At 65.2% G+C, this 13,889-nt stretch carries 13 protein-coding genes; 5 read left to right on the top strand and 8 right to left on the bottom strand.

The features are described from left to right. Positions 1-196: 196 nt before the first annotated feature. From LOC59_RS10715 to LOC59_RS10725, 3 genes are all read right to left on the bottom strand, one after another. The gene (locus tag LOC59_RS10715) at positions 197-568 is read right to left on the bottom strand and encodes a hypothetical protein (protein WP_227916474.1); all 372 of its coding nucleotides are present in this window, start codon (positions 566-568) and stop codon (positions 197-199) included. 18 nt (positions 569-586) lie between these two features. Next, positions 587-4,189: a transcription-repair coupling factor gene (gene mfd / locus LOC59_RS10720; RefSeq protein WP_229971891.1), complete on the bottom strand. Its 3,603-nt coding sequence runs from the start codon at positions 4,187-4,189 to the stop codon at positions 587-589. 187 nt (positions 4,190-4,376) lie between these two features. Beyond that, positions 4,377-6,140, bottom strand: a complete 1,764-nt coding sequence (locus LOC59_RS10725; RefSeq protein WP_229971893.1) for a M28 family peptidase — start codon at positions 6,138-6,140, stop codon at positions 4,377-4,379. A 273-nt stretch (positions 6,141-6,413) separates the two neighbouring features. Here LOC59_RS10725 and LOC59_RS10730 point away from each other — a divergent pair, with 273 nt between their 5' ends. The 4 genes from LOC59_RS10730 (at position 6,414) to nhaA (ending at position 9,459) form a co-directional block, all read left to right on the top strand. Beyond that, on the top strand, positions 6,414-7,112 hold the full coding sequence (locus tag LOC59_RS10730; protein ID WP_227916471.1) for a hypothetical protein: 699 nt from the start codon (positions 6,414-6,416) through the stop codon (positions 7,110-7,112). A 113-nt stretch (positions 7,113-7,225) separates the two neighbouring features. Then, complete coding sequence (locus LOC59_RS10735; protein ID WP_227895021.1) at positions 7,226-7,723, top strand: DUF2505 domain-containing protein; 498 nt, start codon at positions 7,226-7,228, stop codon at positions 7,721-7,723. A 32-nt stretch (positions 7,724-7,755) separates the two neighbouring features. Further along, the gene (locus LOC59_RS10740; protein WP_227895022.1) at positions 7,756-7,977 is read left to right on the top strand and encodes an SCO4848 family membrane protein; all 222 of its coding nucleotides are present in this window, start codon (positions 7,756-7,758) and stop codon (positions 7,975-7,977) included. Between the two features lie 105 nt (positions 7,978-8,082). Further along, on the top strand, positions 8,083-9,459 hold the full coding sequence (gene nhaA, locus LOC59_RS10745; RefSeq protein ID WP_229971895.1) for a Na+/H+ antiporter NhaA: 1,377 nt from the start codon (positions 8,083-8,085) through the stop codon (positions 9,457-9,459). Between the two features lie 16 nt (positions 9,460-9,475). Here the strand turns inward: nhaA and LOC59_RS10750 are convergent, their stop codons facing one another. The 5 genes from LOC59_RS10750 to LOC59_RS10770 form a co-directional block, all read right to left on the bottom strand. Beyond that, the gene (locus tag LOC59_RS10750) at positions 9,476-10,213 is read right to left on the bottom strand and encodes a hypothetical protein (RefSeq protein ID WP_229971897.1); all 738 of its coding nucleotides are present in this window, start codon (positions 10,211-10,213) and stop codon (positions 9,476-9,478) included. Between the two features lie 11 nt (positions 10,214-10,224). Beyond that, positions 10,225-11,142, bottom strand: coding sequence for a hypothetical protein (locus tag LOC59_RS10755; protein WP_229971898.1), 918 nt, complete (start codon positions 11,140-11,142; stop codon positions 10,225-10,227). Further along, on the bottom strand, positions 11,142-11,897 hold the full coding sequence (locus tag LOC59_RS10760) for a signal peptidase I (RefSeq protein ID WP_229971900.1): 756 nt from the start codon (positions 11,895-11,897) through the stop codon (positions 11,142-11,144). Before LOC59_RS10760 ends, LOC59_RS10755 begins: the two co-directional genes overlap by 1 nt. 8 nt (positions 11,898-11,905) lie before the next feature. Beyond that, entirely contained in the window at positions 11,906-12,484 is a 579-nt protein-coding gene (locus LOC59_RS10765; protein ID WP_229971902.1) for a SipW-dependent-type signal peptide-containing protein, read from the bottom strand. Between the two features lie 90 nt (positions 12,485-12,574). Then, positions 12,575-13,078: an alternate-type signal peptide domain-containing protein gene (locus LOC59_RS10770; RefSeq protein ID WP_227916469.1), complete on the bottom strand. Its 504-nt coding sequence runs from the start codon at positions 13,076-13,078 to the stop codon at positions 12,575-12,577. 247 nt (positions 13,079-13,325) lie between these two features. On the opposite strand from LOC59_RS10770, the gene LOC59_RS10775 reads away from it, so the two are divergent. After that, positions 13,326-13,790, top strand: a complete 465-nt coding sequence (locus LOC59_RS10775) for a VanZ family protein (RefSeq protein ID WP_227895038.1) — start codon at positions 13,326-13,328, stop codon at positions 13,788-13,790. The last annotated feature ends 99 nt before the right edge of the window (positions 13,791-13,889 follow it).

Raw genomic sequence — 13,889 nt, forward strand, 5'->3', positions numbered from 1 at the left:
GCTCTTACAGGCCGATCGGCCGAAACCTTCGGGGAGATAACGTCGTCTTGACCGCTCCAAAGCGACGTCAACTCCCCGAAGGTTGAAGGGAACACTCGCCAAAGGACGTTATCTCCCCAAAGGATGCCCCAACGCCCGGCGTGAGTACATCTCCCCGTGCGGGTCGTGCGTCCCAAGCTCGTTTCATCAGACCCGGTCAGGCGGTTGCCAGCACCAGCCACCCGCGGGTTGGCGCATACGGCAGATCCCGGATCTCCACTGCTCCGAATCCGGCCTCCGCAAGGGTGGAGCGCAGCGCGCCCTGGGTGCGGAAGCGCAAGGTGCTGGTGGAGTCCAACCGTCCACCGTCAGAGTGGAAGATCGTGGGCGACTCGAAAGTCACCAGCTCTCGATCCACCTTCGTGACCTCGACCCAGTCCTCGACGAGTCCTTCCGTCCCGACGTCGAGAACCGCGTTCACCCGACCCTCCGCGGCCAGGTCGAGATACGTGTCGAGGTCGCTGCGGTCGCTTTCCAGGGCGTCGTACACCCCAGCAAGCCTGGGGAGGGAGAAGATCGCGTCCGGCATCCCCCGACCCTACGCCGGCTACTCCTTGAAGATCGCGTCCAGCACTTGGTGCGCCCACTGCAGCACCTCGGCATCCTGCAGGTCCCGGCCGCCGATCTTCGCGGTCTTCGGCTTGGGAATGAGGATCGAGTTCAGCGCCGGCTTCACCTGGGATCCCGGATACATCCGCTGCAGGCGCATGACCCGGGATTCGGGCAGTCCCCCGGGCGAGAACCGGATGAAGTTGCCCTGCAGCGCGACGTCGGTCAGTCCGGCCTCGCGGGCATCCACCCGGAACCGGGCGACGTCGATCAGGTTCTTCACTTCCTGCGGCGGCTCACCGTAACGGTCCACCAGTTCGGCGAGGACCTCGTCGATCGCCTCGTTCGTCAGCGCTGAGGCCAGCTTCCGGTAGGCCTCCAGCCGCAGCCGCTCCCCCGGTACGTAGTCGTGCGGCAGATGTGCGTTGACCGGGAGCTCGATCTTCATTTCCGCTGCCTTCTCCTCCGCCTCTCCGCGGTAGTCCGCAACGGCTTCCCCGACCAGCCGGATGTACAGGTCGAAACCGACCCCGGCGATGTGGCCGGACTGTTCACCGCCGAGCAGGTTGCCCGCACCGCGGATCTCCAGGTCCTTCATCGCCAGCTGCATGCCGGCGCCGAGCTCGTTATGAGCAGCGACCGCCTTCAGCCGTTCCAGGGCCACCTCGCCCAGCGGCTTCTCGGACGGGTAGAGGAAGTACGCGTAGGCACGTTCCCGTCCGCGGCCCACACGGCCGCGCAGCTGGTGCAGCTGGGACAGGCCAAAGTGGTCGGCCCGGTCCACAATCAGGGTGTTGGCGTTGGAGATGTCCAGCCCGGTTTCGATGATGGTGGTGCACACCAGCACGTCGAACCGCTTCTCCCAGAAGTCCACGATGATCTGCTCGAGCTTCGATTCGCTCATCTGGCCGTGCGCGACGGCGATCCGCGCCTCCGGGACCAGCTCCTGCAGGTGCGCGGCGGTCCGGTCGATCGAGGAGACCCGGTTGTGGACGAAGAACACCTGCCCCTCGCGCATCAGCTCGCGCCGGATCGCCGCGGATGCCTGCTTGTCCGTGTACGGGCCAACGTAGGTCAGCACCGGGTGCCGCTCTTCCGGCGGGGTGGCCAGCGTGGACGTTTCCCGGATGCCGGTCAGCGACATTTCCAGGGTTCGCGGAATCGGGGTGGCGCTCATGGCCAGCACGTCCACGTTGGTGCGCAGCTTCTTGAGCGCTTCCTTGTGTTCGACGCCGAAGCGCTGCTCTTCATCCACGATCACCAGGCCCAGGTCCTTGAACTGGACTTCCTGGGAGAGCAGGCGGTGGGTTCCGATGATCACGTCCACCGACCCGTTCAGCACGCCTTCAATGACTTCCTTCGCCTGCTTGGCGGTCTGGAAGCGCGAGAGCGCAGCGACGCGGACCGGGAATCCGGAGAAGCGTTCGGAGAAGGTTTCCATATGCTGCTGGGCCAGCAGGGTCGTCGGCACCAGGACCGCCACCTGCTTGCCGTCCTGCACCGCCTTGAACGCGGCCCGCACCGCAATCTCGGTCTTGCCGTAGCCGACGTCACCGGAGACCAGCCGGTCCATGGGAATCTCGCGTTCCATGTCCGCTTTGACCTCATTGATGGTGGTCAGCTGGTCCGGGGTCTCAACATAGGGGAACGCTTCTTCGAGTTCGCGCTGCCAGGGGGTGTCCGGGGCAAAGGCGTGACCGCGGGAGGCCATGCGTGCGGAGTAGAGCCGGATCAGCTCTCCGGCGATCTCCTTGACCGCCTTGCGGGCCTTGGACTTGGTCTTGGCCCAGTCCGAGCCGCCCATCTTGGACAGCACCGGAGTCTCACCGCCCACGTACCGGGTGATCTGGTCCAGCTGGTCGGTCGGTACGAACAGCCGGTCCCCCGGCGCACCGCGCTTGGCCGGGGCGTATTCCAGGACAAGGTACTCCCGGACAGTCTTGTTCGTGCCGGCACCGGTGGCACGTTGGAGCAGTTCCACGAACCGCCCGACACCGTGCTGTTCGTGCACCACGTAGTCGCCTTCCTGCAGTTGCAGGGGGTCGACGGCGTTGCGCCGCCGTGAGGGCATCTTGCGCATGTCGCGGGTCGAGTTGGCACTGGCTCGGCCCAGGAGGTCCGCTTCCGTGAGCAGGCCGGTCTTGAGGTTGTCGAACACGAAGCCGCGCCCGGCGCTGGCCGTGGTGATCTCGATGATGCCCGGCTGTGGTTCGGAGTCCAGGGACTCCACCCGGGTGGCCGGGATGTCATTGTCGTGGAACAGCTCAGCCAGCCGGGCTGCCGGGCCGGGCCCTTCGGTCACGACGACGACGCGCCACTGGTCCCGGACCCGGGAGCCGATGAACTCCATCATCTCCGCGACGTCGCCCTTGTAGCCGCGCGGTTCACGGGCGTTGATGGTCAAGGTGTCGATGTCCAGGACGGTTTCATCGTCCGGATTGAAGGAGGTGATGGCCCACCACGCGACGTCGTTGGCCAGGGCCGCGGAACGGGTGTCCGTCAGGGAACGGAAGCTCGCAGCTTCCAGGTCTGCGCTGAGCCCGGCGGAGAGATCGACCGGCGCCGCACCGCCGTCGGACGCTGTGGCCCAGGCCGCGGCGAGGAACTCTTCGTTGGTGGATTCGAGGTCGTGGGCGCGGGCGCGGACCTTCTCCGGCTCGATGACCACGGAGATGGAGCCGGCCGGCAGCTGCCCCATCAGCGGCACCATTTCGTCCACCAGCACCGGTGCGAGGGATTCCATGCCTTCCACGGCGATCCCGCCGGCAAGCTTCTCCAGCATGTCCGCTGCGGCGGGCATCTGGTCCTTCAGCTTCGCTGCCCGGCTCATGACCGCCGGAGTGATCAGCAGTTCACGGCAGGGCGGGGCGTAGAGCTCCTTGGGGTGGACGACGTGCTCACCGGTGAGGGTGCGCTGGTCGGCGACGGCGAACCAGCGCATGGAGTCCACTTCGTCGCCGAAGAAGTCGATCCTGATGGGGTGGTCATCAGTGGGCGGGAAAACGTCCAGGATGCCGCCGCGCACGGCGAACTCGCCGCGGTGGGAGACCATGTCCACGCGGGCATAGGCGGCGTCCGCGAGCGCCTTGACCACGGAATCGAACGGGCGCTCATCCCCTACCGCCAGGGAGACCGGTTCCAGGTCCCCGAGTCCTTTGACCAGGGGCTGCACGACCGCGCGGACCGGTGCCACCACGATCTGGACCGGGTCATTGCCGGGATGGGCGAGCCGGCGCAGGACTGAAAGCCTGCGCCCCACGGTGTCCGAGCGGGGCGAAAGCCGTTCGTGCGGCAGGGTTTCCCAGCTGGGGAACTCCTCTATACCGGCCAGCGGCAGGTAGCTGCGCAGGGCTGCGGCAAGGTCTTCGGCTTCCCGCCCGGTGGCAGTAACGGCCAGCACCACCGGAGGCTTGCCGCCGCCGTCGTTCGATGTCTCCGCCAGACCATCCACCATCTCGGCCAGCAGCGCGGCCCGCATTCCCTGCGGTGCACCGATCTCCAGGTCCTGGCTGCGCTGCGCCGGCGGACGCGCGGAGTGCGCCCGAAGGCGGGCGTAGGACGGGTCCTCGGCCAGGGCAGCGCGCAGTCCGTTCAGGCTCATTACGGGGGTATCTCCTTCAGGGCAGGCAACGCAAGAACCCGAAGCTGGCAATCAACCCCGGGTCGGTAATTCCAGCCTACCCGCTGCCCGGCAGCCGGCACCGGGCTTACAGCTGAGGGCGGACAGCGCAGAAGGCCGCCCGCAGTTTCCTGCGGACGGCCTTCTGATGGTGCGGGAAGAGGAGCTGCTAGCGCAGTGCCTCGTGACCCCGGTACTCAGGCGCAGCGGGCAGGGCGCGGGCGGAGGCAACCCCGGCACCGCCCCGGATGTCCGCATCCGTCTGGGCGAAGGTCAGCACGGAGTGGGCAACCGCGTCAGACATCTCGTGGAAGAGCTTCTTATCGATGTTGCTCAGATCGTCACAGGTGTTGTGGTAGCAGGGGTCGTAGGAGACACCCGCAGTGCCGCCGAAGAGAGCTGCTTCCTCTTCGGTCTTGACGCCCTCTGCGCCGGTGAACAGGCCGCCGGCCGGAATCTGGTTGAGGATAAACGCCTGGTAATCCGAACGGCCGCTGAACTCCGTCGGAGCCGATGCCTGGCCCTGTCCGGCGAAGTACTCCTCGAAGACACCCTCAATCACGTCCGATCCGGGAGGACCAGTCATACCGAACGCATCCCCGTCGCCGTCGTAGACGAACCGGCCGCCGTTAACCGAGCCCACCATGTCGAAATTCAGGTTGAGCATGGTGTTGGCCAGTTCCGTTTCGCTGAGCTGGGCAACGTACTCGGTCGATCCCACCAGGCCGTCTTCCTCAGCCCCCCAGAATGCGAACCGCACCTGGTTCTCGAGCTTGAATTTGCCAGTCTTGCCGAGCTGGATCGCGGTTTCCAGGATGGCGGCGGAACCACTGCCGTTGTCATTGATGCCCGCACCCTCCTGCACTGAGTCCAGGTGGGCGCCCACAACTACCTGCCGGGTCGGATCGCCCTTGGGCGTGTCCGCAATGACGTTGAAGGTTTCCGTTTGCTGGACTGTCGAGTCCACGGCCAGATGCACCGTTGCACCCGCAGTGGCGGCGAGCGCCTCGCCAAGCGCATAGGTGGTGCCGACGGCAGGAATCGCCGACGTCACGCCGCCCAGCGTTCCGTTGACCAGGCCGGTGCGGTCCTCTGTGGGAATCACACCCTGGTTGAAGACGATTGCAGCCGAGGCTCCGGCTGCCGCCGCATTGGCAACCTTGTCCGAGAAGGGACAGGTTCCACGCTGCATGAGCGCGATGTTCCCTGCCGTGAAGTCCGCGAAGTCCTCCGGCTCGCAGCCGGAGGTGTTGGCGCGGTCTCCCGTGAGGTTGATGTCTACCGCTGTCACTTCCGCAGTGACGTCCCCGGGCCCGGAGTAGCTCATGGTGGTGTAGTCAGTCCCTGCGGTGTAGGTGAGGGCTTCCGGTGACACCTGCTCCAGGGTCTCGCTGCTGAGGATGAACTGTTCATAGGTGAACGGCTGGCGGAACGGCTCGTAACCTGCCTTGCGCAGCTGCGACTCCACGTACCGGGCGCCGGCCTCGTAGCCCGGAGTGCCCGCCGCACGATTGCCGCCATTGGCATCCGCTGCTGCCTGGAACGCCTCGAGGTGTCCCATCAGGCCCTTCAGGCTCACCTTGTCGCGAAGTTTCGCGGAATCGCTCTTCCCCGGGTTCCCCGGCTTGCCGGGCTTATCCGGCTTGCCTGGATTTCCCGGGCCCGGCTTCCCTGGCTTATCCGGCTTGCCGGGCTTGTCAGGCTTACCTGGATTTCCCGGGTTTCCCGGCTTGTCGGGCTTACCGGGGTTTCCCGGTTTGCCCTGGCCCGGCCCGTTGCCCTGGCCCGGCCCCTTGCCCTGGCCCGGCCCCTGCTGCGAGCTGCCCTTACCCCCTGAATTGACCTCGGCAGCAAATGCCGGCGCTCCTGCCGACACCGTGAGGACAATCGTTGCCGCGAGAGCTGCCCCGCGCATGGATTTACTAAGTTTCATCGTTCCCCTAAGAGTGCGAGTGAATGGATGGCTTTGAGTGCGCCGCCCCCGGGACACAAGCCGTGCCGCGATGTTATGGGAATACTTCGGACTCCTAACAGACCACTTTGGAACTATGCCCAATAACGGCGGGGGGCCTTCTCAAATCCGGGGTTTTCGGCTAGGTTCCCCCTCTGACGAGGGCGGGTGTGGTCTTCTGCGGCACCTGCTGTAACGCTTGAAGGGCACGGCAACACCGCAACGCTTAGTCCACAGCTCATCGGAGGCCGCCCCATGAAACACAACCCGGGACACGCCGCGGGACGCAGAACCTTGTCAGTGCTCATCGCGCTGATCACTGCATCCCTGTTCTTCACTGCCTGTTCCAATGATGGAAACGAGGAGGACACCGCGAACAACGCTGCGTCGTCCCCGGCATCCGAAACCGGGGTCAGCAGCGACTGCGAAACCGGACCCGAAGCGACGTCGGCCTCGTGCCAGGCGGCAGGCCCGGGCCGGACAGTGTCTGCTGAGCGGTGTCCCGGCTCTTCTCCAACCGCCCTTGAAGGGGGCGTCATCGAAGGCGCATTCGGTCCTTGGTGTGAAAACGCCATAGCGACCGCGTATGCGACGCCGGACACCGACGCGCTGATCCCGGAGGGAGCGGAAGTGGAACTGACGATCCGGGAGACGGATATGGACACCACCGTGGACATGCAGGTGCAGGGCTTCGCCTCCGGTGCGTCCTACACGGGCATTCTCCATGAGGGTGTGTGCACGGAAAGCCCCGGAGACATCGGTCCGGAATTCGTCAATCAGGGCAGCGGGGACAACCCCAATTCGAATCTGGTCCTTGATTTCACCACCGAACCCGACGGATCAGCCGAAGCCTCGGTATCCGTCCCCTTCCTGGTACCTGACATGGCTTCGGGTGATTCCATCGTTCTGCATGACGCGAACCAGTCAGTTGTCGGGTGTGTGAGGATTCCCTGAGCCCCTCACCCGCTAACGCGAGTTGGGGACAGCTCCGGTTCACCGACTAGGATGTTGGGCGGGTCCGGCACCATGTGCCAGGCCTTCCGCACATTCCCTATCGGAGGACCCACATGGCCCTGTCTGCTTCCACTACCCTTCCTTACGACGCCGCAACGCTGACGAAGACCTACACGGACGAAGGATTCATCCGGAGCCTCAGCGAGCATGTCGGCGGTTCCCTGGTGTCACTGGAGGTCGACGGCGACATCTCCGGTCCCTTCACGCTCACCGCTGTGCGGTCCATCCCGACAGACCGGCTGCCGGACGTCGCGAAGAAGCTGGTCGGAAGCTCACTGACCGTCACGCAGAAGGAAAACTGGGAAGCCCCGGCCCCGGACGGCTCCCGGACGGCCACTATCGATCTCTCCGTTGGCGGCGTGCCGCTGAAGGTGAGCGCGGTACAGCGGCTTGTCGTCGTCGCCGAAGGCACCCGCACGGACGTTGAGGGCACTGTCAGCTCCTCCATCCCCTTCCTGGGCGACAAGATCGCCAAGGCTGCTGAACCCATGATCGGCAAGGCGCTGACCATCCAGGCAGCCCAGGCCGGCAAATGGATCGAAAACAGCTAGGCCCGCCCAGCGGTTCTTAAGGAGAACACCCCGTGACACTCACTGCGCCCCTGGCGTTTGTCCTGATTGCTGCCGGCCTCTGGTCGGTCATCGCCTGGTTGCCCTTCCTCCGCCGCGTCCTGAAGGACCCGCAGGCACGGGACGCCAACGGCGCCCCTACCCGTTTTATGACCACGAACCTGATGATGATCACGACGGCGATGATTTTCGGAATCGCCACCGCCGTCATCGGGGTCCGGGCCCTGGCTGGCTAGCCGGTGCCCCTGAAGGGGCACAGGACCGGTAGGCTTGACGGTAGGTGAGCCGGGAAGTCTGGTCGGCAGTGATTCTGCCGTACCCACTTACTGTTAGGAGCCTTCATGGCCTCACGCGAGCCCAACCCCGAACCGTCCGGCGCGTCCCCCGTCTTCTTCGGACGGAACAGTTACCGGGAGCATCTGCGTATCGGAGAAATCCTGCGCAAGGAAACCGTCGGCGGTGTCCTGCTGCTGATCGCGACTGTGGCCGCCCTGATCTGGGCCAACTCACCGGCGTCGGAGGGCTACTTCGCCCTGCGGGACTTTACCTTCGGATACGAACCCTGGCATCTGGAGCTGAGTGTCGGCGCCTGGGCAGCTGACGGGCTGCTGGCAATCTTCTTTTTCCTGGTGGGCCTGGAGCTCAAGAAGGAATTCGTCGCCGGCGATTTGCGGCAGCTGAGCAAGGCAATCGTCCCGGTGGCAGCGGCCTTTGGCGGGGTGGTTGTTCCGGCGCTGATTTACGTTGGCGTGAACGTGTTCGCGGGTTCGGACGGCCTGCGCGGCTGGGCCATCCCGACGGCGACCGACATTGCCTTCGCACTGGCGGTCCTGGCTGTCATTAGTTCGCATCTGCCCACCGCGCTGCGCATCTTCCTGCTTACCCTCGCGGTGGTGGATGACCTGATCGCCATCACCATCATTGCGTTTTTCTACTCTGAAGACGTGAACCTGGCGATGCTGGGCCTGATGCTGATTCCGCTGGCGGCCTTCGCGCTCCTGGTGCAGCGCGAACCGCGGTTCTTTGGCGCCCGGCGCTGGCCCTTCTGGGTGATCCTGGCTCCGCTGGCCGTTGCCGCCTGGATCTTGATGCACGCTTCCGGAGTGCACGCAACGGTGGCCGGTGTCCTGCTTGGCTTCACCGTTCCGGTGCTGCGCCGCGCTGCAGACGGCAAGCCACTCCCGCCAAACGAAGACAAGCCCGGACTGGCGGAAATCTTCGAACACCGTTTCCGCCCGATCTCCACCGGCCTCGCTGTCCCGGTCTTCGCGTTCTTCTCCGCCGGCGTTGCGATTGGCGGGTTTGAGGGCCTGAGCCGTGCCCTCATGGACCCGGTGGCCCTTGGCATCATGGCGGCGCTGGTGATCGGCAAACCGATCGGCGTCCTGCTGACCACCTGGGTGCTGACCTCCGTCACGAAGGCCACCTTGGATCAGTCGGTGAAATGGGTGGACCTGACCGGCATCGGTCTGCTGGCAGGCATTGGTTTCACCGTGTCCCTGCTCGTCAACGACCTCAGCTTCGAGGTGGGTTCGGCCCACAACGACAACGCCAAAGTAGCCATCCTGGCTGCCTCCGTGCTGGCCGCTGTACTGGCCTCCATCCTGCTGACCATCCGCAACCGCTACTACGCCGAGCTGGAAAAGGCGGAGCGCGTCGATGCGGACGACAACGGGATCCCGGACGTTTTCGAGGGCAAAGACAACCCCAGAGGCTAGGGGGTTTCCCGGCCGGTCACTGGACCCCGTTGGGGCAGTTGAACCAGTCGCCGTTTTCCTTGTACTGGAAGCCGTGTTTTGCCAGGGCAGCGGACGGCGTTCCCACGACAGTCACCGGGCCGCCGAGGACAACGGGGGCCGAGATCGCCGTGCTGAGCCACGCGTTGCGCACGGCAACGCTGAACTTGGAGTTCTTGCCGTGCGCGTCGGCAAGGAAAGGCTCGATGCCGGGAAGTGCCGCCAGGGCAACCGTTCCGGATGACCCGGGCACTGCGTAGCTCAGCGTGCCGGACACGGACTTGCCGTTCTTGCTGACGAGCATGATGTCGATGATCGTGGCTGTTCCCGCCGGCGCTCCGGCAGCAGACCAGGAGACGGTGGTATCGCGCCCGCCGTTTGAGCCACCCACGCCGGGATTCCTGGCGCAGGTGAGGGCCGTGGGAACAACCGGAGACGCAGGAGCCGTTACCGGCGGCGTCGTTGGAACCGGTGCGGTGGGCGTCGGCGTCGGAACCGGTGCGGTGGGCGTCGGCGAAGGTGCCGGAGTCGTCACCGGCGGTGCGGTGGGCTTTCCCGCCGTCACCGTGATCGTTGCCGTGCCCTGCTGGCTCCACCAGGCATAGGCGGCCGGACCACCGAGGCCCAGCGCAACAGTCAGGACAAACGCGGCAGCGGCAGTGCGGAAACCCGGCAGGCCAGCCAACCGCTTCAGAGTGCCGCGGCGGTGCTGCTGGGCGTCGTCGTTCGTGTCCATGGATCCCTTATTCAAGCTGAAGCCGGCTTCCGGCTGATGCGCGTCCGGGCAGCAGCAGCTGCAAAGAAGCCTACGGCCAAAAGCGCCATGAGCGTGCCCTGCCACGTGCGGATGATTGGCTCGACAGTGCTCTCAATGAACGACGCCGGTTCCACGTCCGCCGGTACATCGGTGGCAGCGGGCTGTGCAGCGGGCCGGGCAGGCAAACCGGCAGGTGCTGCCTGCAGTGCAGGACCGGCGAATCCGGGCGCGTTTGCGGCTGCCGGAGTTCCCTGGACCATCAGCGTTTCTGCTCCAGCCGTGGGAGCGGCCGGCGATGAGCCGGGCGTCCCCCCGGTCTGGGGAAGCTGGACGGGACGGACTCCCCCTGTGACGCCGTCGCAGGCTGACCGGTTCCCCTCCCCTGCTGCGTCGAGCAGGAACACGAGATCGAAGGAACCCCGTTTGTTCATCGTGGAGTTCGGTGCCGCGAGGGCGAGCCCCGCAGCCAGGTCCAGCCTCCGGTCGGTACCGGCAGGGATACCCGCTCCCAGGTCAAGGTCGGTGCACGTTCCGGCGGGACCAAGCCCTCCGGCGCCGGCGTTGATGGACGCAAGGGTCGCGGCCAGGGACAAATGGCCCGAAAGTTCGGAGTCCATGTCCCGGCTGATGGCTCCAACACTGAGGAACGCTGCCTCGGGTCCGGCATTCCGGATCCAGACGGAGGCAGTGCTTCCCTCGCCCGGTACCAGGCGTACGCCCTCGGGGAAGACAGCGCCCCTCACGGATGTTCCAAAGGAGTTGCCATCCAGGCTGACCTGCAAATAATCATCGGCTGCCTGCGCGGAAGGCGCGCCGGCAAGGGAAGCAGCGGCCAGCAGCCCCCCTGCCAGAGCCGCCAGGCCGGTCCTCGCGCCCCAAGACGCTGTGGGCCGGACGGAAGGGTGCATCAGACAGCCACACTCACGGCACCGGCTGCGCGGCGGGCTGAGATTTCGTGGTCACAGTGGTCGCAGTCGTGCAGAATCGGATCGTCGCCCAGGAGGGATGCGTCGTCGTCGTGCATGCGCGGAAGGGCGCTGTTCCTACCCTGCGCCGGCGCATCGCTGCGAGGAGGCAGGTCCAGCAGCATGGCGTCCATATCGGGCTCGGTCCCCTTGCGCTTCTTCTCCAGCCCGCCGCGGACCAGGAGCACGATTCCGTAACCCAGCAGGCCAACCGCCGCCCACTGGGCGATGGCACCGCGGTCGCTGTTTCCCAGGCCGTTCGCGATGAAGCCCACGTACGGCACGGCGTAGGAGAGCTTGCCCCGGATCTGGACTTCCTGGACCGGGGACTCATCGGCGAGGTCGTTGTTGTCGCCCTGGGTCGTGAAGACGCGTTCGCCGCTCTGGCCTGCACCAACACCAATGATCCGGTGCGTGATGACCGTGGGATCCCCGGACTCGATCTGGTAGGTGATGACGTCGCCAACCTGCAGCGCGTCAGCCGGTGTCGGTTTCACGACAAGGAACGTGCCCGGAGCATACTTGGGCGCCATCGAATTCGTCAGCACGGAGTACGTCTGCGACCCGGTCAGCAGCGGAACGATGATCAGCACCAGCGCTGCCAGTGCGGTAACGCACATTGCCACGAGGCTGAGGGCCGAACCGGTGAACTTCAGTGCACGGAGCGCCTGAGAGTTGTTGCTGCGACCAGATGACATGGACGTCACTATCCTTTGTGTTCGACGAGTTGTTCGACGGTGAGCGGGATGGAGATGGTGGACACCTGTCCCTCGGCGCTGACGGTCGCCGCAAGGCTGGCCTGGAAGCAGAGAACGCCGGAGCCGTGCTTGGGGATCTCAACCGGGCCGGCTGCCGTCCCGGCATACAGTGCGGGGTTATTGCAGGCGCTGAGGTCCGCCCCGGCGACGGCACGCTGCTGGACGGCCAGCAGGCCGCCGAGGCTGCCGGTGTCCACGGGTCCGGCCGAGGCACGGAGGGTGAACTGGCCGCCGGCGTCAGTGTGGTTGGTGAGCCGCACTCCGGCATAGACCGATGTGCCGGCATCGACGATGCCGAAGTTCGTGGTGGCCAGCGCCACGGTGCCCTGACTGCCGTCAGGCTGGGCCATCATGACGGACCCGCTGCCGCCGTCCATCTCGACATTGAATGACGCGGCTTGGAAGCTTCCAGAGGTCGCCTGAACCGCGGCGTTCCACAAGGCGTAGGTTCCCTGTACGGTCAGCAGGCCCAGCAGCACGGCACCGGACACGAGTCCAGTTGCCTTCAGTGCTGTCTTCTTAGCCATGGTCTGCTTTCCAGGAGGTAGGGTCCGGTGGGGGTGCTGTGCGCGGCTTCGATGCCGCGCACAGCCGGAATAAACAAGGGCCAGCGGTGACTAGCGGACGACCTGCTGCAGGACGTACTGGATCTTGGTCAGGTCCTGTGTCTTCAGCTGGGTGGTGTTGTCCGAATCCTTCTTGAAGGTGACGGTCGCCTCTACCGTCGCGATGCCGTCGTTGGCCTGTGTGAGGGCGTTGGTGCGGATTTCTGCACCGTTCTGGCTGACCTTGTAGGTGTAGTCCAGGTGGGGTGAGAGACCGTCCATGCCACCGATGTAGGTAGGGGTAAGAGTTGCCTCGATCTTGTCGCCCACCAAGGTGAGATCAACGTTCTGCACGAAGGACAGCGTCTCGCCCGGAACGACCTTGTAGTTTGCGAGGTCGATTACCTGGTTGGAGCTGTTCTTCCAGACACCGTTATCGACACGCTTGATCTCCAGCTGGCCCGCAGCGATGGAGCCAACGCTGGCCGTCTCGGTGTCGTTCCAGATCGCCAGGGTTCCGCCGCCGCCGAGCATCAGTGCCACGCCTACGCCGGTTGCCAGTGCGCCTTTAGCCATCTTGTTCATTCTGTATCCCCTAAAAGTTGATTCCGCAGCAGGAGCTGTTCCCGCCGACAGCCCTAATCTGCTATCCGTTTCTCAAGAAACCCGGCGGTCCCGGCACAGGGTTGCCAAAATGATTGCGACAATACTCAAGGGCCCCGCAAGGCGCCCGCAACATCTGCGCAATCCGCAGTTGAGGGCGCGGCAAACGCAGGGTTCCGCCTGCTGAGGGGCGCGAAAAACGAGCGATCCGGAGGAACGAATGCAGCCACCGCAGCACGGCCAGGGGCCTCGGCAGAAGCCACTCCTTGCCCTCGCGCTCCTGGCCTACGGCGTGATTCTGGCCTTCATCGTTTTTTGGCCCCGCCCCGTGGACCGGAACCTGTCCGGAGAGCTGTCGCGCCTTTTGGATCTGCTGCACTCCGCCGGCGTTCCCGCCTGGATCAACTACGAACTGGTGGAATTCTCGGCAAACGTGGTCCTGTTCCTGCCGGCAGGCCTGCTGCTGGCAGCCTGGCTTAGCCCGCGCTGGGCCTGGCTTGCCGCCGTCGCCGGCGTGTGCTGTTCCGCCGCCATCGAGACCGGACAGGCGCTCCTGATCGCCGGCCGCTACGGAACGGCGCAGGACGTCATCGCCAACGGGCTTGGAGCGGCCCTGGGAACCGTCATGGTTTATCTCTGGCGTGCTGGTGCCTCCCGTCGTGCGGAACCAGCACCTTCGCCGTAATCAAAGCCATGGGCCGCGTTACGTCACCGACCGGCATTTTGTTTACCCGCAGGCCAATTTCGCGGCATGATGACATAATCCGCATTTACCCGTAAGGAG

The organism is Arthrobacter sp. zg-Y916, from assembly GCF_020907385.1.
GTDB classification, from domain to species: Bacteria; Actinomycetota; Actinomycetes; order Actinomycetales; family Micrococcaceae; genus Arthrobacter_B; species Arthrobacter_B caoxuetaonis.